Genomic DNA, 20,707 nt, shown 5'->3' with positions numbered 1-20,707 from the left:
TCCTACCTCCACTTATAAATCATTGGGATTCTATGCGTGATGCTTAATATGCTTTATAAAATCAGTGAGCAGGTTAATGGTGCATGCTTTTCTATAGGTTGCCGAGGACCTTTGGTCATCAATAGGCTTAATAATCGATTCATAGTATTTTCCGATTTCTTCAACATTTTCATCCAACCAAGCCAGGGATTTACCTATAAGCTTGGACTCTATTGCCAAATCTCTTACAACTGTTGGCCCAACCGCGCCGAAAGCAGCTCTAAAATTCTGAATGATGCCTTTTTTGATGTCCATAATCATACATACCGATAATTTTGAGATTGCATCTGCCTTACGTCCACCAACTTTTCTGTAAACACTATGGTTAAACTTATGACCGGATAAAATGATTTCCTTAATCATTTCATTATGGTTGATGATTGTTTTTCCCGGACCTTTTATAAAGCTATCAATCGGTACATGTCTAATACCATCTAAAGACTCCAACACCACCACACTATCTAGAACATAAAGTACAGGTAAGGTGTCACCCGCCGGTGATGCATTCACTACATTGCCGGCTAAAGTAGCTCTATGTCTTATGGCTGGCGAGGCCATAATTTTAATGGCATCTGATAATAAAGTCGGTGTATGAAAATGATCCATAATATCTTCTAAAGTCACACCGGCACCGATATGAATATTGGTGCCTTGACGATCTATATAGTTCAGTTCTTCCAATTGTCCGACGAATAAAACATCTTGGTCAAAGCCTGTAGGTAAATCACTCCATGCTCGTTTCCTGACCATAAGGTCTGTGCCGCCTGCAATAATTGTCGGTTTGTGGGTATTTAATAGTTCAAGGGCTTCTTCATAAGAAGTAGGGTAATACGTATTTACCACAAAGATCCCTCCTTTTCTACTAAGGATTGTATGGCTTTGACAATCATATTATAACCTGTGCAGCGACACAAATTACCGGACAAACCCTCTCTGATCTCTGCCTCTGTCGGATGAGGGTTAGCATGAAGTAAAGATTCTGTTGCAATGACCATACCCGGTGTACATATGCCGCATTGAACCGCTCCATGGGCTTCAAAAGCTTTTCTAATTGTCTGTCCTCTTTGAGTTTTTGCAAAAGCCTCGATGGTCACTACAGATTTTCCATGCACATTCCCAAGAGGTGTTATACAGGCATTCATGATCTTATGATCTATCAGAACCGCACATCCACCACATTCGCCTTCACCACAGCCTTCTTTAGGACCGGTTAATCCAAAGCTTGTTCTGATAACGTCTAATAGTCTTTTAGTCGGATCTTCTTTTGCAATGACTGTTTCACCGTTTAATTCAAATCTTACTTCAACCATTTTTCATCAACTCCATAATGTATTCCGGTACCACAGGTATCCTAGTTACGTGCTTTCCAATTGCATTTTCTATCGCCAGTGCAACCGCAGGTGCACCTCCAATCAAAGTGAGCTCACCCGCACCTTTTGCACCATAAGGGCCAAGGGCATATGGGTTGTCCATCAATTCTGTCTCCATAAATACGGTGTCTTTGGCTGTTGGTATGATGTAGTCCGTCACAGTCTTTTGTTGGACCCGCCCGTCTTTATTCTCCATGACTTCAAGCATACCGTAGCTAATCCCTTGAAGTAAACCACCATCTGCCTGGCCAAGAATAACCTGCTCATCTATGGCTTTACCCACGTCATAAACCGACCATACACCTTGCAAAGTTACTTCGAAAGTAACTGGATCCACTTCTACTTCAACAATATTAATGCCCCAAGAATAAGCTGGGTAGGCATCGCCTTGTAAGGTTTCATCATCCCACTTTATATGTTCAGGTTGTTTATAACGTTCTTCAACCATAACTTCTTTTTGATCATTCCATTGATGTTTAAGTTGATCTGCCGCTTTTGCCAACAACCCACCTACAATCATCATGGTTCGGGATGCGACCGTCGGTCCTGAATCCGGTACTTTATCCGTATCCGGGTTCTCAAAGATTACTTGCTCAATTGGTATATTTAATTTGTGGGCAATTAGTTTTCTAAAAGTCGTTTTAACGCCTTGTCCCATATCTGTAGCTGCAACCAGTATGTGGACTCTATTTAGCTCATCCTTTTTAAGACGGACGACGGCTTTTATATGGACTTGTTCACCACTTCCAGTAAAACCACAACCATGTAAAAACCAACTCATGCCAATGCCTTTATAGACACCTTTATGACTGTCTTTGTTAATACGCTCATGCTTGTGTTTTTTTATCTTGTGTTCAAAGTCAGATATCTCCATTGCCCTTTGAATCATCTTTTCCATAATAATAGGTTCAATAAAATGACCACTGGTCGATGTTACATCGCCTGTTTTTGCCAAATATTTCATTCTTAAGGTGGAAGGGTCTTCATTTAACTCTTTTGCAATATGATGCATCATCATTTCAACGGCAAAAATCATTTGTGGTGCGCCAAAACCTCTAAACGCACCGGTTGGTACAGTATTGGTTATATACACATCGCCGGTAATATGAAGATGATTAATGGTATAAGCTCCGGTAGCGGCAATCATGGCTCTTAAAAGTACAACACCTGAAAGGCCAATATAAGCACCACCATCTAAGCCAACATGGGTTCGAAGGCCTATAATCTCATGGTCTTTTGAAATGGCTGCTTCTATCTTAATCTTTGCAGGGTGACGCTTTGTTGTATAGGCCATATCCTCTTCTCTGCCGTAGATTAACTTAATAGGCCTTTTCATTTTTTTCGAGGCTACAACAGCTTGACAGGCTATCAAAGACGGGAACTCTTCTTTCCCACCAAAAGCACCACCTGTTGTCGCTTGCTCAACCCTAACTTCCTCCTCATTGCATCCTAACACATTCATCAAAGCATTTTTAACGTAATATGGACACTGAATGGAGCCAAGTAAGGAAACCTTATCCGGTTCATATAAAGCTATGACACCTTGAGGCTCAATGTAAACATGCTCTTGATAGCCCGTCTCATAGGTGTGTTCAATCACCTTATAGGCTTTATCAAAAACAGCTTCACCTTGGCCTTTGATATAAGACTTATGAATCTTACTGTCTACATAATCATAAACCGGTTCGTATGTTTCATATTGGATGCTAATCTGATTCATCAAGCTTACAATCGTGGCTTTGTCCTCACCAACCACCAATAAAATGGGTTCACCATAATAATTGACGGTCTCTTCAACAAAAACAGGCATATCCTCAAAGATAATTTTTACAAAGTTTTGCCCGGTTATATCTTGATGGTCAACAATGGCATAGCCTTCCGGCATATCAGGATAATGTCTAGAAACAATACGACCGCATGGAATGGTTGCTCTTAGTGTTCTGGCATAAAGGCATCCTTCCGGCTTTATATCATCGATGTACTTTGCTGTACCTGTTATTTTTTCAAAATTATCAACCTTGTTAATGGATTTGCTAATGTCTAACACCATACCACCTCCCAGTGACATCTTACTAATAGTTATCTACATATATGGCTTTAACCGGGCATTTGCTGACACACAAATGACAACCAAAGCATTTTTCCTGATCAAACATAATCTGATTTTCAAAACGAATCGCAAAATACGGGCAAATCTTCACACACAGCATACACTGGGTACAAAGTTGCGTATCTACCTCCGGTACAATCGGTTCATAGTTTAGTGTTTTACCAAGTCCTGCCTTAGTGACTTCTTCAATGGATGCAAAACCATATTTTTCAAGTGCTTTTGGTAAGTCTTTGATAATCTTACTATATAAATCCTTGCCTTTTAACAGGGCTGCTGATAGCATCTGTACACCACTGGCACCTGCTAATAAAAATTCTATGACATCATCGGCACTAGAAACACCGCCTACACCGATAACAGTAAAATCCGGCATGGCTTGCTTGATTCTATAGACTGTCGCCAAAGCTAGATTCTTAATGGCCGGACCGGACGTCCATACAAACCCACTTTCACCACCATATGTTATTTCTCTTGTGCTAATATCTATTTTCATTGTTGGACCAAGGGAATTGATAGCCGCGATGCCACTGGCGCCTGCCTCTCTAACGGCTTTGGCAAAGGCAACCGGATCATCCATGTGTGGACTGACTTTCATGTAGATAGGCTTTTTCGTATGGGCTCTTATGGTGCGTACTGTTTCCCTAATAACCGATAAGTCCTTGCCAACATAATGGGTTGAGATCTCAAATGCATCTGCATAAGGGTCCAGCAAGGGTATCAAGAGTGCCATATCTTCTTTGGTATACCCTACAGAGATAATTAATGGTACACCTTCTTTACGATAGCTAGGTAAAATATCTTCAAGCCAAACTTCTTTGCTATGTTCAGACCAAAGCTCAGAATTCATAACAAAATATTTGTCACCATATATACAAGGCCTTGGTACGATGGCTGCAGTTGATGAAATGGTTTTTGTAACAACAGCACCCACCCCTTCATCACGTATGAAGTTCAACTTTTCAAGGTCTCCTACCAATGGACCTGATGCCGGCATTAATGGATTTTTTAGTGTTAAACCATCAAAGGTTATATCTAATTTCATACTATTCCCCCCTCGTAATTGGATGTCTTTTGAACTCTATCCCATAACTTTTCAGCTGACTTTGATGCTTCTCTATAGGTGTTCATAAGATTATCCTCAACTTCATAATAATCCAAGACCTTCTTTCCTCCACACCAAACATAACTTGGTTTAAAGCTATTTGCCAGACCGAAACATACATGTCCAAAGGCATTGTCCTTATTCATAGGTGTTGGTGGTATATAAGGTATCATCAACAAATCGGCTTCATAACCTGCTTGAATCCGCCCAAGTTTACAACCTAGGATACTGGATGCATAAACATATGTTTGATTGACCATTTTAAGCACTTGATCTAGACCGAATCGAACCGGTGTGAGGTCCCGATGATGCATGGCAAAATTCAAGTTAAGCCATTCCGGCGTTATGCCGCTTCCAATGCCATCATTACCGATAATAACCGGTATACCTTCTTTTTCAAACAGCTCGTGGTCTGGTAAACCTACCCCATTGTTCATATTTGAAGTGACATTAAGGGCTACTGTACATTTTCTTCGACCAATAAGATGCGCCTCATCCTCATCAATATATAGGCAGTGGACCAAAAGACTGTTTTCTCTTAAGAGTTGGTGTCGATCCAATCTGTGTATGATTCTTTCCCCATATCTCTCCATACTTAAGTCTTCGTCCATATGACTTTCAGCCACATGAATATGAATTGGTATGTCTTCTATGACTTTTGAAATCTTTGCAAGGCTCTCCTCTGATAAGGACATTGCTGCATGAAGACCGAATAGGCCTACTGTTTTAGTGGTCTTATATTTCTTGGCAAAGCTTAGATTTTCTTCAATGCAGGCTTCAATATCAAAACGATCACTGCTTTCAAAACAGAATATCCCTCGAAGCCCAATTTCATCACATATGGCTTTTTTTAAGGTTTCCAATGAACCTTTAATATCTAAGCCACTGGCATGATGGTCGATGATGGTGGTGATGCCATTTTTAACACCCTCAATACCGCTTACAATGCCGGAGTAATAAACATTGTTCAGGTCTTGGCTACCATCTAGCTTCCACCACAACTGGTCCAATATTTCTTGGAAATTCTTAGGGTCAAAAGGTAATAACAAGCCCCTTGCAAAGGTTGAATAAATATGATGATGACCATTAATCAAACTCGGCATAACCAGTTGGTCCATACCCTCTATGACTTCATAATCCTGGTTCACAAAGTTCGCCATAGGTCCTACCTCAATTATTTTATCATCAAAAATGATATATTGGTCCTTCGCATATGTCTTAAAATCATAATAATTGACATGGGTTAGTGCAATCATGGTCACCCTCCTTTAATCCTTGATACATTTGCAACTATATATTATATGGTAAGTTCAACTATAGCCTTTTGCCACTTTAACTTATGAAGTGTCCTACACTTCCTATGACGAGGGAATTGTTTTTAATAATAAACTGTCCCTTACATAAAGTACTTTCAATCTGACCATTAACTTCTATGTCCTTATATACTGTATAGCCGGCTTTTGAATGATCTGTTTCAATTTTATGGGTCATATGAGGGTTATAAATGGCTAAATCCGCATCTGTTCCCACGTTAAGACTTCCTTTTTTAGGATAGAGTCCGAATATTTTAGCTGGCATGGTACTCATTTTATCAATCGCTTTTATGCCGTATCTGGTCGCCATCAAACTAAAACTATGTTCAACACCACCTATACCCAAAGGCATCCCCAAAAGATGTTTTTGTTTTTTTTGTTGGGCTGTAAATGAACAGTGGTCTGTTCCAATTGTATGCAAATAATCAAAGCCATTAACGAGTTTTTCTCTGGAAGCTTCACTTCTAAGTGGTGGTGCCATGGTATAAAGATGCCCTTGGCTACCTTCAAAACGTTCTTCATTAAATTCAAAGTAGTGAGGACAGCTTTCCAGATAAAGGTTTTTTCCAAGAATCTCTGAAAAACTACTTACCAAGGCTTCTAAGGTATTACCACTGCTAACATGAACCATATATAATCGGCCATCCGTTTCTTTTGCTATAGCAGCCAGCTTTAAAGCTTCTTCTGTTTCAGCCATCTCAGGTCTACTAATGGGTAAATCAGCTGCTGTATAACTGGGCTCCATGGTAATACTTTCATCTTTTTCTATATGGGCTAAAACGATAAAACCTTCTTCCTGTGAAAGCTTTAAAAGCTCAATGATTTCTCCGTCATATGTGCGTCTTCCGGAGTCTGAATAGGTTGTAAACAATTTGATACTGTTTAGATTTAAACTTTTCATGGTCGCAACTATAGATGCTACTTCATTCACCGGATCTTTTACAGTAACATGAAACTTATAGTCAATCATGGACTTACTAGCCAGTTGATTCCGATTATTGAAGGCCTTTTCCAACTCTTTTTCGCTGGATATAGGATCAAGGAAATCTATTACTGTGGTTATTCCACCATATGCCGCCGCTATAGATCCAGTGTAAAAATCATCTGAAGATGTATATTTGCCACAATCTAACTCAAAATGAACATGAGGGTCAATTAAACCCGGCATGACCCATCTATCCGTCGCATCGTAATTCTCTCTAGCTTGATGCACCTCATCGCTTATGGCAACAATATGATCCCCATTGATATAGAGATGTTGCTTTTTTAGACTACCCTCTATATAAAGTTGTCCGTTTAATATTGCCAAATCATACATATTTTTCTCCTTCTACACCTATTTTTCTAAATCGAAATAGGCATCTCGCATGTGTTTATTGCCCGTTTTATCATAATATACGGCCAATATTTCTGCACTTATAGATATCGCAATCTCTGCCGGCGAACCGCCACCGGTATCAATACCAATAGGTGCATAGTGGTTAGTTAGGTCAAGGTTTTGACCGAATTTTTCATGGGTCTTTATCAAATAATCCTTCAATTTGTTCTTAGAACAAAGCATGCCTACGTACTTTAATTCCAATTGTTTTTCAATGATTTTATGCATGACCTCATAATCATACTTATGGGAAGGTGTGCACACCACCACGTAGGCGCCTTTTGTTATACCTTGCGTTTCAATAAAGTCCACAAAGTCATGATGATATACCTTGTCACCACCGATAAATTGATCGACGACTTCTTTACGATCATCAATAACGGTCACATAAAAGTTCATGGTCTTTAGAACATTGCAGAGCGCTTGACTGACATGTCCACCACCAAAAAGGTAGATATGAGCTCCATGTCCAATATACTCGTAAAAAAGTGTAACAATACCGCCACAGGTCATAGGCAATGTAGTTGCCTTATCGACTATCTCACCCTCTTTTAAAAGGTATTTTTCCATTTGACTTTTCCGAATTTTTATTAAGTCTTTACAAGTTTCTATGGCAAGGTGTTCTAGGGCGCCACCACCGACAGTGCCTATGAGCTTACCACTACCACCTACCAACATTTTTTTACCTAGCTCTACCGGACCGTCTCCTATTTTTTCAACAACTGTCACCGTCATACAAGGTTCATTGGCCTTCTTCATTTTTATGATTTCCTCATATATGTCCATGATTCTTATAGTCCTTCCTTCATGCTTTTCATTATATTTCCTTACTATGAATCGCTGCCCATACCTTTTCGGATGTAATAGGTAGGCTATTTATTCTAACACCAATCGCATTATATATAGCATTGGCAATAACAGCCGGTGGTGTGTCAATACCAATCTCTCCAACAGATTTGGCACCATAAGGACCGGATGCTTCATAACTGTCAGCAAATTCAACGCGTATGTTCGTGACTTCTTTACGGGTTGGTATTCGGTAGTTCATTAGATTATTGGTAATGAGGCTACCGTTTTTATTGTAAATAACCTCTTCAAACATTGCCATACCTAAGCCTTGAAGGATGCCTCCTTCTACTTGGACTTTCGCTAAGCTTGGATTGATGGTAGTACCACAATCCACCACAGCGACATAATCCAACACTTTAAACGCGCCTGTTTCAAGGTCCACTTCGACTTCAGCAAAGCCCGCCATAAAAGGTGGTGGTGACTTTGTACCTACATATGAATGCGTAGCTACCAATTGTTTTTGATCTTCATTATAAAAGAGTCGATTGGATAATGATTCCAAAGTCATAGATGTATCGGTTTCTTTAACTGTTAATACGTCACCATCAAAGTGTATGTCTTCCGGTCTAACCTTTAGAGCCTTTGCACCTTCTTCAACAATCATTTCAAGCATCTGATCCGCAGCTTTTTTTACTGCATTTCCGGATACGTAGGTTGTACTTGAAGCATAGGCACCAGTATCAAAAGGTGTTAAATCTGAATCCGAGGAATAGACGATGATTTTATCAATGGTTGTTTTTAAGCTCTCCGCTGCAATCTGTGCCAAGATGGTATCACTTCCTTGTCCAATATCTGTAGCACCTACCATTAAGTTATAAAAACCAGTATCATTAAGCTTAATGATAGCCGAGCCCATATCAATATAAGGTATACCAGATCCTTGCATAGCAAGACACATACCTACACTTCTTACTTTTGTCTTAGAAATTGTTTTTCTTGGGTATTTATCTTTCCAACCAATGAGTTCCATGCCTCGATTGACACAGTAATCTAATTTACAGCTATCCATATTCATAGCTGTACCCTCAGTACCTTCGCCCATTTTTGCAAAGACCGGAGAGGTTTCGCCCTCAGCAATCATATTATTTTGTCTGAACTTGATTGGATCCATACCTAGTTTTTCACATAATTGGTCTACAGCAGATTCCACCGCAAAGTTACCTTGTATAGCACCATAGCCTCTAAAAGCACCTCCCGGTGTGTGATTGGTATAGACAACTCTACCACCAAAACGAACCGCTTCAACTTTATTATACAGTGGCAATGTCTTTGCGCCTGCTACCATAAATACAGTGAGTGCATGCTCACCATAAGCACCTGTATCAGAAAGAACCTTTACATCAAGGGCTTTTAGTTTTCCATCTTTTGTTGACCCCAAGGTGACATCAATACGCATAGGATGTCTTGAATAACTGGATTCAAAAACTTCTTTCCTGGTATACACAAGTTTGCAAGGCTTTTTGGTTTTCAAGGTCACAGCTGCAACAAAGAATTCACCATGCAAACATTGCTTGCCGCCAAAACCGCCTCCGATTCTAGGTTTGATAACCCTTATTCTACTCATGGGAATTTCAAGGGCTTGTGAAACAATTCTTCTGGCATGAAAGGGTGTTTGGGTGGATGAGTATATGACCAGACGATCTTGAAAGTCCAACCTGGCATTAGCTGTATGGGGTTCCATCATGACATGGGCTTGGGCTTGGGTATAATGAGATGTTGATACGGTAACATCACAATGCTTCAAAATCTCATCAACTGAGCCAATTTCCATGTGGTAGGATGCAGCTACATTTTTTTGTGGCTCAAAGCCAATAGGAAACATTTCATGAATTTCCGGTTCAGGATGTATGATACTTTCATTTTCATAAGCTTTTTCAAAGTCCAAAATAGGTTCAAGAATCTCGTAGTCAACGTGAATCAACTCAAGCGCTCTACTGGCTATGGCTTCTGTTTCTGCAGCTACAATAGCTACATCATCACCCACATACCTAACTACAGAATCAAGTACAAACTTATCGTGAGGTGAAGGCTCAGGATACCCTTGTCCGGCACGTGTAACCGGTATTCTTTTGAAGTCCTTATAAGTTAAAACGCATTCTACGCCTTCAAGTAACAAGGCTTTCCTAATATCAATATTTCGTATTTTTGCATGGGGATGAGGACTTCTTAAAACCTTAACCGTTAAAGCATTAGGGTCTGCCAAATCATTGGTGTAAGCAGACCGCCCCAGCATGAGTCCTTTTCCGTCTATTGAACCTGTATTATGGTTTACACATTTCATAATTTCCTCACCTCCATATAAGCTTTAATAGCCCGGTGTTGAGATACGTAACCTGAGCAACGGCATAAATTACCGACTAAATAATCGCGTATGTCTTCATCTGTAGGGTTTGCTAACTCTTTTTTCATCGCATAGACTGTTAGCGCCAATCCCGGGTTACAAAAACCGCACTGATCAGCGCCTTCTTTTCCAAAAAGCTCCGCCAAATATGTTGCCTCTTCTTCAATGGCTTCAACGGTGGTCACAGCATGTCCGTTTGCTTTTACAGATAAATAGCTACATGAGGCAATAGGTTTACCATCAAGAAGGACTGTACACACGCCACATGAGGATGTATCACACCCCTTTTTCACACTATAATAATGATGCTTTCTTAGTGTATCCACCAGATACTCATCCGGTTCCACCTCAAAAGTCTTAATTTTTCCATTCACTTTAATTTGTATTTTCATAAGCCACCTCCTTAATACCTCTTTCTACCAGAACCTTACATAACTGGGCTCTATAAGCTTTAGAACCTCTGGCATTACTCCCGAACTTTATTTCTTCAACCGCAATCCTAGCCGCTTCTTCAATGACTTCTTCTGTTAATGTTTTACTTTCATTTAAGTAAGTCATGGTCTTTGTTGCCAAAGTAGCTACAGAAGGCCTAGCGCCTACCGCCACTCTAAAGTGACTACCAATCTTCATAACACTTACATTCAATATAGGAAAATCATTTGCGGTTTTCTTAACGGTCGTGTAATTTGCCTTGCCATATTCTTTTTTTATTATAACTTCAAGCAATATATCTTTTTCCTTTGGTGGTTCTTTTAAAAAAGATTCCAAAGTCATCTGACCTTTTTTATAAAAAACCAGGTTGGCCTTAAGAGCAAGTAAGGGTGTTAATAAATCCGAAAAACCATATCTGCCGGCAACCGTACCTCCAATAGTAGCGATATTGCGTATGGGCACACCCATGATGTGAGAGATGGCTTCCTGTAGTACACCGCTCATATAAGTTTGAAGGCTACCATGTGTCTCAATCTGTCTTAATGTCACCATGCTTCCAATGGTATAGTTTTCTTCTGTTTCATTAATGGTGTCCAGCTTGAGTCCTGACAAATCAATGGCAGGCGCTAAAGTTTTCGGTAACAACTTAAGCCATGCGCCTCCTGCAATAATCCCAGCATCCTCTTCTTGTAGTAATTGATAAGCCTCCTCCAAATCATTAGGCATTGTGTAAGCTTTAATCTTCAAATCAATAACCCCCTTCTATTTGTGCTTTCATATTTTCATAATCTTCGATTGTGTCTATATCCATAAGTATACCTTCGTCCTCAACAGGTAAGTAGGTCACTTGATATCGGTCTCTGAATTTCTTTAAATTGGATAATGGTGATTCCATGAGCAAGGGGTGAATCAAATGTTGCCTAATGAGTATCGGATGACCTTTCCGTCCTTTATAAGTCGGTACAACCATCTCGCCTTTAGTCTCAATAATACTTTTATAGGTCGATTCTCGAATGAGTGGATAGTCACCGGGAATCAAAATAAAATCTCGAGTCATATAAGCCACGCCTGTTAAAACAGAACTGAACATACCCTCATTATAATTAGGGTTATTTACAACTTTTACTCGTTCCATATCTTTTAGCATTTTCGCAACTTCATTATAATAATGACCACCTACAACAACAATGTTGTCACAACATTGTTGTAATGTCATGACAACTATGCGTAAAATCGGTTCTCCTTTTATAGGCAACTCCATTTTATTCATTTGCGTTCTGCTGGAAAACCCTCCGGCTAATACAATACCATCACACATAGTTTCCTCCTACTCTAGGTTATAGAGAACAGTCTGTAACAAAAAAACCTTTTATAGAAGAACTTGTCTTATATAAAAGGCCCCATTACCTCTTTTATTGCTTTGTGGTCTGTTTAGTCTCATTAAATATTCCTACTGTTATTATACACCTATTAAATTTTATTTGTCAAACTTTTTATATTTTTCGCTTGAATTTTTAGTCAATATTAACAAAACCACATTATAGATAGGTTAATAGAAGCGCTCTGCTCATATTTCTGAACGGTTCGAAAGGAAAGGACCTTGACGCAAATGCAAGAGTATGATTTGCAAGCGGCTAGCTTTGCTGGACACGCTCCTAGAGGACAAAAAAATAGAAAGCTAGAGCCTATAGGCTCTAGCTTTCTATAATCTAAATACTAACTTTAGTTAAGTTAATGGTTAAAGTGTGAACAAAACTCTTTAATGAATCATTCTCCTTAAGACTGTATGAAGGATACCACCGTTTCGATAGTATTCTTGATCCACTACTGAATCCATTCTGACCTTGGCCTTAAACGAGATGGTTTTTCCATCTTCTGAGGTGGCCGTCACATCTATTAAAGCGCCTGGTTGGATATCATTACTAAGGCCTTTAATCTCATAAACTTCTGTACCTTTTAAGTTAAGCGTTTGTGCATTTTGACCCTCTAGAAATTGTAAAGGTAGTATGCCCATACCAACCAAATTAGATCGATGAATCCGCTCATAGCTTTCTGCTATAACAGCTTGAATACCTAACAAAGCAGTACCTTTTGCTGCCCAATCTCTCGAACTACCTGTACCGTATTCTTTACCGGCTATAACAATTAGATGCCTACCTTCTTCTTGATACTTCATAGATGCATCATAGATTGACATCACTTCGCCTGTTGGAAAATAGGTTGTATAGCTACCTTCTGTGCCTGGCGCAATTTGATTGCGTATTCGGATGTTTCCAAAGGTACCACGCATCATTACCTCATGATTACCACGTCTGGAACCAAAACTATTAAAATCAAGAGGTTCTACACCACAGGCTTTTAAATATTCACCTGCAGGGCTGTTTTTACCGATATTTCCGGCTGGTGATATATGATCCGTTGTAACCGAATCACCCAGAAGGGCTAGTACTTTTGCACTTTTAATATCTTCTATATCAAAGATCTCTTTTTTCAAGTTCATGAAAAACGGCGGTTCTTGAATATACGTTGAGTCTTTGTCCCATTCATAAAGGTCGCCTTCCGGTACAGGAATGTTGTTAAACCTTACATTGCCTGAAAAAACGTCGGCATACTTTTGTCTAAACATCTCCGGCTTAACCGCCATTGCTACTGCTTCTTTGATTTCTAGAGAAGTTGGCCATATATCCTTCAAATAAACGGGTTGTCCTTCATGACCAAAACCTATAGGTTCTGTCATCATATCAATATTCACATTACCGGCAAGGGCATAAGCTACAACCAGCATTGGAGATGCTAGGTAATTGGTTTTTACTTGAGCATGGATGCGACCTTCAAAATTACGGTTACCACTTAATACAGACGCTACTGTTATATCATGGTCTAAGATCGCGTCACTAATCGGTTTTTTAAGGGGTCCACTATTACCGATACAGGTTGCACAGCCATATCCTGCTACATTAAAACCAAGTGTTTCAAGATATGGTAACAAGCCTGCTTCTTTTAGGTATTCTGTTACGACAAGGGATCCGGGTGTTAAACTGCTCTTAACAAAAACCGGTTTTTTTAGTCCCAGCTCAACAGCTTTTTTGGCCACGAGACCGGCGCCTAACATAACACTTGGGTTAGACGTATTGGTGCAACTTGTAATGGCTGCAATAACAACAGATCCTGTTTTAATGGTATCTTTTTCTCCATCCACTTCAACATCTACAGCCTTAGCAATTTCATCTTCTGATAAATTAAAGCCACCTTCTGCAAAAGGTTTTCTAATCACTTCATTAAAATCTTCCTTCATACGTGTTAATTCGACACGGTCCTGAGGTCTTTTAGGTCCTGCTAAACTAGGTACAATTGTTGACATATCTAACTCAACAACCTTGCTGTATTGAGGTTCTAAACTGTTTTTATCTCTAAATAAACCTTGGGCCTTGTAGTAGGCTTCAACCAAGTTGATCTCTGACTCGTTTCTTCCCGTCGCTCGTAAATAATCAAGGGTCTCTTGATCAACAGGGAAGAACCCCATTGTCGCACCATATTCTGGTGACATATTAGCTACGGTAGCACGATCTGCTAGACTCATGGTATCCAGTCCCGGTCCGAAGAACTCAACAAATTTACCCACTACTTTCTCTTCACGTAAACGTTGAGTTACTGTAAGTGCTAAGTCTGTAGCCGTTGCGCCTTCTTGCAGTGTTCCTGATAGTTTGAAACCAACGACTTCCGGTATAACAAAGTACAAAGGTTGTCCAAGCATTCCTGCTTCTGCTTCAATACCACCAACGCCCCATCCTACAACACCAAGACCATTAATCATAGTCGTGTGGGAATCTGTTCCAACAAGAGAATCCGGGAAAACCCATGTCTCATTATCAATTTCTTTGGTTGCTGCCACTGTTGCTAAATATTCCAGATTAACTTGGTGGATAATGCCTGTTGCTGGGGGTACCGCTCTAAAGTTGTCAAATGCTGTTTGTGCCCATCTAAGGAATCTATAACGTTCGTCATTACGAATAAATTCCTTATTATTGTTAATCTCAAGGGCCTCTTTGGTTCCATAGGCATCTACCATCAAGGAGTGATCAATGACCAGATCCACCGGTATCAACGGATTAATTTTCTTAGGATCAAAACCTGCTCTACTAACGGTAGAACGCATGGCCGCTAAGTCAACAACCGCCGGCACACCGGTGAAATCTTGCAAAATAATTCTTGCCGGTATAAAAGGTATTTCTTTAACTTTTTCACGATCTGATGTCCATGATGCTATTTGTTTTATATGATCTAAGGTGATGGTTTTTTCATCAAACTGTCTTATTGCGCCCTCTAGTAACACTTTCATAGAATAAGGTAGACGCGCTACGTCCCCATACCCCAATGTTTCAAATGTTTTCAAATCATAGTAGTTATATGCTTTACCATCTACTGTAAGTATCTTCTTACAGGATAATATTTTCTCTTTTGACATTATTTTTCCTCCAATTGTTAGTTAATGTGACAAAACTATATAGTTATCTGTAATTTCGAGAAGCTTAGTTATGACACTTTAACCGTTATTTTATTTTTTCGTTTAAGCTATAATTTCCGTTGCCTATAGTATACCTTTTTATTCTTTATTTCTCAAGTTTTCCCATGTACTAAAATAGAACCTGAGAAAAAAAAGCAGATACTTTACCATCTGCTTTCCTGATACTTCTTTAATATTTAATCGTACTCAAGGTTTTTTTCCAAATCCTCCATTAGATTACTTAAATAAGAAGAAACTTCCACCTTCAAATCATCCCTTCTTAAAGCAAATTCTAAAGTTGCTGAGATAAAACCAAGCTTGTTTCCCACATCATATCGTTTACCTTTAAAATCATAGGTATACATATCTTCTTCCTTGGATAATTTCATTAAAGCATCTGTTAATTGTATTTCTCCACCTGAGCCAGGGGTTTGGGTTTCTAGATAATGGAATATTCTTGGTGTAATAACATAACGTCCCAAAATCGCTAGATTACTTGGTGCTACATCTATGCTCGGTTTTTCTATAAGGCCTTTAACTTTAGCAATCTGACCCTCCACCATGGTAACATCGGCTATGCCATATTTCGAAACTTCACTGGGCGCTACTGTTTGTACCCCGAGTATACTTTTTCCGTAAATATCATACGCATCCATCAATTGCTTAATACATGGCTCTTTGGATACAACCACATCATCGCCAAGCATAACCGCAAAAGGTTCATTGCCAATAAAATTCTTGGCAACCAAAACGGCATGGCCAAGGCCCTTTGGTTCCTTTTGGCGAACAAAATGAATGTTAGCTAGATTGGTAGATTTTTCAACAATCTTAAGCAGTTCCATTTCACCTTTTTCTTGTAAACTTAATTCAAGTTCAATGTTTTTATCAAAATGATCTTCAATAGATTGTTTATTTCTACCTGTAATAATAATAATATCTTCAATACCTGCAGCCACAGCCTCTTCAATAATATATTGTATGGTCGGTTTGTCTACTATGGGGAGCATTTCTTTTGGTTGTGCTTTTGTAGCCGGTAGGAATCTTGTTCCAAGCCCGGCAGCTGGAATAATTACTTTACGTATTTTCATGATTCACTTTCCCTTCACCTTGGTATACGTTACAATGTTATCTTTATATTGATTTATCACACAATAATGATATCATTTTGACTTCATAAGGTCAATCTAATACACACCAAAGGTCAGCCCTTAGTCATACAGACTGTGGAAGGGTTTTCATGAGACTACCATTTATTCATTCACCATCACCACACCAGTACCGATCATGAAGTTCCTGGAGCAGTTTGTATGACTTAAGCAAGTCAGCAGGAAGCTGACCGCCGACTTTTGGTACAGGACGTACCAACTGGAGGCCGTTAGTCATACAGACTGTGGAAGGGTTTTCATGAGACCCCTAATTACCTTTATACAATATTTCACCCGTTTTAATATTTTTAAAGAAAAGAGCATTGTAGGATATGTAACTCATTTTGCGTCGTGTAAATTCCATATCCTCCTTACTGTCATGTATGTATACATACTCTCGTAGATCATCATCGTATAATCCAATCTCTATGGCCTTATCTGTGGAAGCATTCCAAAGGAAATCGCCTTCTTGATCCTTGTACCCTAAAGCTCTTAAAACAAGTGTGGTATATTGGGCCTCTGTCATTTTGGCATTGGATCCATATAATTCATCTGAAAGACCCCTAACCAGTCCCTTATAATGAAGATAATTGATGGTATCTCTTGCCCAACTCGGAACATCGGTAAAGCCTGAAACATAGTCCGAACGCTCACTGGCAAAAGCAATTACCTCATCTTCTAAATCAAGTAGCCTTGAGTACATGATGGCACCTTCTGCTCGTGTAAGTTCCCGATTAAGTTCTAAGCCTTTATCTGTTCCTTTTAAGTAACCTAATGCTTTTAGTATCTCTCCGTGAAAATCCTTATGGGCTCTGTCTAAATCATTCTCTTCTTCAAGGGCACGTCTTAATAGGTTATTACTTGGTGCCACATCGATACGGATTTCCATAAATCCATATTCACGTCCTGATGATTGTAAAAATATATCATCCGTTAGATCCCAGACATAAATAGCTTTCTCCTTGATATAATCAGCATTATGACCTACGACTTCATAATCTGTCTCAAATGAATATATAATCTGGCCACCCATAGCTTTGAAGATAACACCCATATCTCCTATTTTCTGACCATCAACTTCACTACTTAGTTCACTTAAAGGAATCTCAAAACGATATACACCATCACCTTGATAGGACCACTGTAGCTCCTCTTCTTGCGAAATATCGTTGAACGCAATAAGTGGATGATTAAACAGAACCCTATTTTCTTCTCCTCTAAATAACATTTCATCTTTATAAAATTCTAAGGGTTTACGCTCTATCTGCGCGTGATCTTCATCGATACCTATTTCTTCAAGTAAGTCCGTATCCATATCAACCGTTTCACCATCACCCACTAAGCTTTGATTGGAAGCAACAAATGAATGAATGCCTCCCGAACCATCTTTATTTAAGAAAAAGTCTAAACGAACATCCATGCACCCTGACAACATCGTCATTACAATAATCAAACTTGCAACAACGCCCCATATTCTACCCATAATTATCCTCTTTTCTTTAATCAAATTATTTCGTTTCTATAAAACATTATAATATGAATAGGATTATAAATCTACAGCTTAATCATACACACTGTGGAAGGATTTTCATAGGACCCCCAGTTCTCCACTAAACATCACCACTATAAGTACCGACCATGAAGTTCCTGGAGCAGTGTGTATGGTGGAGCAAGTCAGCATGGATGCTGACCGTCGACTTTTGGTGCATGGATGCACCAATCGGAGATCGTAATCATACACATTGCGTAAGGGTTTTCATGGGACCCCCATAAAAGCCTCTACTTCACTTCGTTACGCCTCGGCCATTTCTTGCATTCTAATGAATCGAGAAAAGAGGTAACGCCTCGTCTTCCTAAAGGGAAGTTTCTGACGGAGGGAATTTTTCATTAACGCAAATGACAATGGTTCAATGTCATATGCTCTATTATGAAAATTCCCATAGTAATAACAAAAGCCCCTTGAATGCAAGCATTCCGGGGCTCTGATATGTGTTCTGATTCGCAAGTAACTGCTTATCTTTTTGAGAATTGAGGTGCTCTTCTGGCTGCTTTAAGACCGTATTTTTTACGCTCTTTCATACGAGGGTCTCTTGTTAAGAATCCTGCTTTTTTGAGTGCGGGTCTGTACTCAATGTCCGCTTCAAGCAATGCTCTTGAGATACCATGTCTGATTGCACCGGCTTGACCTGTGAATCCTCCACCATGTGCGTTAACGATTACATCAAATTTACTTAATGTCTCTGTTAATACAAGTGGTTGTTTTGTAATTACTTTTAAGGTTTCATAACCAAAGTAATCATCTATATCTCTTTTATTAATTGTAATTTTTCCATTTCCAGGTACAAGATAGACTCTTGCAACGCTGCTTTTTCTTCGACCTGTTCCGTAATATTTTACTTGTGCCACGTCTATTCCTCCTCTCGAGACTATTAGAATTTAAATTCTAATACTTCTGGTTTTTGAGCTTCGTGGTTATGTTCAGCGCCTCTATAGACACGCAATTTGGTAAGCATAGCCGTACCAATCTTGTTTTTTGGCAACATACCCTTTACAGCATGCGTCATTACAAGTTCAGGCTTATTCTTCATCATATCTCTGTACTTGGTTTCCTTAAGACCACCAATGTATCCACTATATGTTCTGTATAATTTTTGGTCAAGTTTTTTACCTGTCAATACTACTTTTTCGCAATTTATTATGATTACATGGTCACCCGTATCTACATGTGGTGTGTAAATCGGCTTTGTTTTGCCGCTAAGTACTTTAGCAACTTCAGATGCAAGACGTCCGAGTGTCAGTCCTGTCGCATCAACAACATACCATTTTCTATCAACTGTTTGATCGTTTGGCATGAATGTGTTCATGGGTTCTACCTCCTATTGAATTCTTAGTTTCGTTTTTTGTAGGTCAAAACCCGGGGCTAAGGGGTTTATAATACAAACTCACGCTACAACATTATAGTACATTCACCCTGGTGTGTCAAGTGAAATACGTACTAATAATTACTTTCGTTTTTCTTTTCCAAAATAGCTGCTACATACGCGGTTAAAGGAATACTTAAAACAAGCCCAATGGTACCGGATAAGGCTCTTACAATTTCCGTTGCAATTTCATCCATATTGATAATATCAAAATATGGGATGTTGTTCATGAAAAAAAGAAGAATCAAGAAGATAGATGGACCGGCATAAGCTAGTATAAGTGTGTTTGCCATTGTACCCATAACATCTCTACCAATATTCATACCTGATTTGAAAAGATCTTTTGTACTCATAAAAGGATTGGCTTCTGTTATTTCATTTATGGCAGAAGCGATGGACATACATACGTCCATGACCGCACCCAGTGTTCCGAGTAATATACTGGCAAATAAAATACTCGTAAAGTTTAAATTAACGTCGCTTTGAGTATAAACCAACATTTGTGCTTCTGTTGTTCCTAGACCTGTAAGTACCGCATAGTCGCTAACTATCATTGCGATCGTACCGGATACCAATACGCCTCCAATGGTCCCGATAATGGCAGAAATTGATTTTCTATTAAATCCAGTAACTAAAAACATGGTTACAACAGCAATGAGTGCACAGATTACCACAGATAGTAGTATAGCATTACCCCCAGCTGCAATCCCAATCAGCATATAATAAATACCTGTAAGGGTCAAACCAAGGGTTAAAAGTGTTCTAAGACCTTGATAGCCTCCAACGGCGACCATAAGAACAAGAAATATAGCTACCAGTATATAAATATATTTGTCTCTTCTATAGCTATAAACAAACCCTTCTAATATATTACCGTCTTCATCGTATTCAACAAAGGTATAAATCTCTGAGCCTTCAAACAACTCCAAATCATAAGCATACATCTGATCCATTGAATTAATGACGGTGATGACCTCACCTTCATATGGACCATCTAGCAATTCGACCTCTGCTTCTTGTATTCTTTGTTCGTAGCCACCTCCTGATGTTTCGATGACATTAATCTCATCTTTAGTAATCGTGAGTATTTTTCCTATAAAAACATCTTGTTCTTCAGATGTATTTGCTCTTTTTTCACACCCTGTTATAAATAGTATCAGAAAAAACATGATGCCAATACGCAGTATATTCTTTTTCATCATC

17 protein-coding genes are annotated in these 20,707 nt (G+C 39.1%); all 17 read right to left on the bottom strand.

Annotation, left to right across the window (positions count from 1 at the left end; genetic code table 11):
• Window positions 1-30: 30 nt before the first annotated feature.
• The gene (locus tag P0N36_RS01195; RefSeq protein ID WP_275840886.1) at window positions 31-882 is read right to left on the bottom strand and encodes an FAD binding domain-containing protein; all 852 of its coding nucleotides are present in this window, start codon (window positions 880-882) and stop codon (window positions 31-33) included.
• On the bottom strand, window positions 876-1,349 hold the full coding sequence (locus tag P0N36_RS01190; protein WP_275840885.1) for a (2Fe-2S)-binding protein: 474 nt from the start codon (window positions 1,347-1,349) through the stop codon (window positions 876-878). Before P0N36_RS01190 ends, P0N36_RS01195 begins: the two co-directional genes overlap by 7 nt.
• Window positions 1,342-3,459: a xanthine dehydrogenase family protein molybdopterin-binding subunit gene (locus tag P0N36_RS01185; protein WP_275840884.1), complete on the bottom strand. Its 2,118-nt coding sequence runs from the start codon at window positions 3,457-3,459 to the stop codon at window positions 1,342-1,344. The genes P0N36_RS01190 and P0N36_RS01185 overlap by 8 nt, the downstream gene beginning before the upstream one ends.
• 22 nt (window positions 3,460-3,481) lie before the next feature.
• Entirely contained in the window at window positions 3,482-4,561 is a 1,080-nt protein-coding gene (locus tag P0N36_RS01180) for a 4Fe-4S binding protein (RefSeq protein WP_275840883.1), read from the bottom strand.
• A complete protein-coding gene (locus tag P0N36_RS01175) occupies window positions 4,558-5,877 on the bottom strand; it encodes an amidohydrolase family protein (RefSeq protein WP_275840882.1) in 1,320 nt (439 codons plus the stop codon). The genes P0N36_RS01180 and P0N36_RS01175 overlap by 4 nt, the downstream gene beginning before the upstream one ends.
• Before the next feature lie 76 nt (window positions 5,878-5,953).
• On the bottom strand, window positions 5,954-7,252 hold the full coding sequence (locus tag P0N36_RS01170) for a dihydroorotase (RefSeq protein WP_275840881.1): 1,299 nt from the start codon (window positions 7,250-7,252) through the stop codon (window positions 5,954-5,956).
• A gap of 18 nt (window positions 7,253-7,270) precedes the next feature.
• Entirely contained in the window at window positions 7,271-8,098 is an 828-nt protein-coding gene (locus P0N36_RS01165) for an XdhC family protein (protein ID WP_275840880.1), read from the bottom strand.
• Between the two features lie 31 nt (window positions 8,099-8,129).
• Entirely contained in the window at window positions 8,130-10,442 is a 2,313-nt protein-coding gene (locus tag P0N36_RS01160; RefSeq protein ID WP_275840879.1) for a xanthine dehydrogenase family protein molybdopterin-binding subunit, read from the bottom strand.
• Entirely contained in the window at window positions 10,439-10,894 is a 456-nt protein-coding gene (locus P0N36_RS01155) for a (2Fe-2S)-binding protein (protein ID WP_275840878.1), read from the bottom strand. The genes P0N36_RS01160 and P0N36_RS01155 overlap by 4 nt, the downstream gene beginning before the upstream one ends.
• A complete protein-coding gene (locus P0N36_RS01150) occupies window positions 10,878-11,681 on the bottom strand; it encodes an FAD binding domain-containing protein (RefSeq protein ID WP_275840877.1) in 804 nt (267 codons plus the stop codon). Before P0N36_RS01150 ends, P0N36_RS01155 begins: the two co-directional genes overlap by 17 nt.
• A gap of 1 nt (window position 11,682) precedes the next feature.
• Window positions 11,683-12,252, bottom strand: a complete 570-nt coding sequence (locus tag P0N36_RS01145) for a nucleotidyltransferase family protein (protein ID WP_275840876.1) — start codon at window positions 12,250-12,252, stop codon at window positions 11,683-11,685.
• A 441-nt stretch (window positions 12,253-12,693) separates the two neighbouring features.
• Window positions 12,694-15,399 (bottom strand): aconitate hydratase AcnA, encoded by a 2,706-nt coding sequence (acnA, locus tag P0N36_RS01140; RefSeq protein ID WP_275840875.1) that lies wholly within the window; start codon window positions 15,397-15,399, stop codon window positions 12,694-12,696.
• A gap of 236 nt (window positions 15,400-15,635) precedes the next feature.
• Complete coding sequence (gene galU / locus P0N36_RS01135; RefSeq protein ID WP_275840874.1) at window positions 15,636-16,526, bottom strand: UTP--glucose-1-phosphate uridylyltransferase GalU; 891 nt, start codon at window positions 16,524-16,526, stop codon at window positions 15,636-15,638.
• A 325-nt stretch (window positions 16,527-16,851) separates the two neighbouring features.
• Window positions 16,852-18,066: an S-layer homology domain-containing protein gene (locus P0N36_RS01130; protein ID WP_275840872.1), complete on the bottom strand. Its 1,215-nt coding sequence runs from the start codon at window positions 18,064-18,066 to the stop codon at window positions 16,852-16,854.
• Window positions 18,067-18,596: 530 nt separating this feature from the next.
• Window positions 18,597-18,989, bottom strand: a complete 393-nt coding sequence (gene rpsI / locus P0N36_RS01125) for a 30S ribosomal protein S9 (protein WP_275840870.1) — start codon at window positions 18,987-18,989, stop codon at window positions 18,597-18,599.
• 23 nt (window positions 18,990-19,012) lie between these two features.
• Window positions 19,013-19,447 carry a 50S ribosomal protein L13 gene (gene rplM, locus P0N36_RS01120; protein ID WP_275840869.1) on the bottom strand — a complete coding sequence of 145 codons (435 nt, stop codon included), beginning with the start codon at window positions 19,445-19,447 and terminating at the stop codon, window positions 19,013-19,015.
• Window positions 19,448-19,578: 131 nt separating this feature from the next.
• Complete coding sequence (locus tag P0N36_RS01115; protein WP_275840868.1) at window positions 19,579-20,706, bottom strand: YibE/F family protein; 1,128 nt, start codon at window positions 20,704-20,706, stop codon at window positions 19,579-19,581.
• Window position 20,707: the final 1 nt, after the last annotated feature.

The organism is Petrocella sp. FN5 (assembly GCF_029210395.1).
In the GTDB taxonomy this organism is placed as follows: Bacteria; Bacillota; Clostridia; order Lachnospirales; family Vallitaleaceae; genus Petrocella.
This window is presented reverse-complemented; position numbering and strand designations above follow the sequence as displayed.

Coding starts and splice junctions, on each gene's coding strand:
- P0N36_RS01165 (WP_275840880.1), bottom strand. CDS start 8,098: ATGGACATATATGAGGAAATCATAAAAATGAAGAAGGCCAATGAACCT.
- P0N36_RS01180 (WP_275840883.1), bottom strand. CDS start 4,561: ATGAAATTAGATATAACCTTTGATGGTTTAACACTAAAAAATCCATTA.
- P0N36_RS01130 (WP_275840872.1), bottom strand. CDS start 18,066: ATGGGTAGAATATGGGGCGTTGTTGCAAGTTTGATTATTGTAATGACG.
- P0N36_RS01185 (WP_275840884.1), bottom strand. CDS start 3,459: ATGGTGTTAGACATTAGCAAATCCATTAACAAGGTTGATAATTTTGAA.
- P0N36_RS01160 (WP_275840879.1), bottom strand. CDS start 10,442: ATGAAATGTGTAAACCATAATACAGGTTCAATAGACGGAAAAGGACTC.
- P0N36_RS01115 (WP_275840868.1), bottom strand. CDS start 20,706: ATGATGAAAAAGAATATACTGCGTATTGGCATCATGTTTTTTCTGATA.
- P0N36_RS01145 (WP_275840876.1), bottom strand. CDS start 12,252: ATGTGTGATGGTATTGTATTAGCCGGAGGGTTTTCCAGCAGAACGCAA.
- P0N36_RS01170 (WP_275840881.1), bottom strand. CDS start 7,252: ATGTATGATTTGGCAATATTAAACGGACAACTTTATATAGAGGGTAGT.
- P0N36_RS01155 (WP_275840878.1), bottom strand. CDS start 10,894: ATGAAAATACAAATTAAAGTGAATGGAAAAATTAAGACTTTTGAGGTG.
- acnA (WP_275840875.1), bottom strand. CDS start 15,399: ATGTCAAAAGAGAAAATATTATCCTGTAAGAAGATACTTACAGTAGAT.
- rplM (WP_275840869.1), bottom strand. CDS start 19,447: ATGAACACATTCATGCCAAACGATCAAACAGTTGATAGAAAATGGTAT.
- P0N36_RS01190 (WP_275840885.1), bottom strand. CDS start 1,349: ATGGTTGAAGTAAGATTTGAATTAAACGGTGAAACAGTCATTGCAAAA.
- galU (WP_275840874.1), bottom strand. CDS start 16,526: ATGAAAATACGTAAAGTAATTATTCCAGCTGCCGGGCTTGGAACAAGA.
- P0N36_RS01175 (WP_275840882.1), bottom strand. CDS start 5,877: ATGATTGCACTAACCCATGTCAATTATTATGATTTTAAGACATATGCG.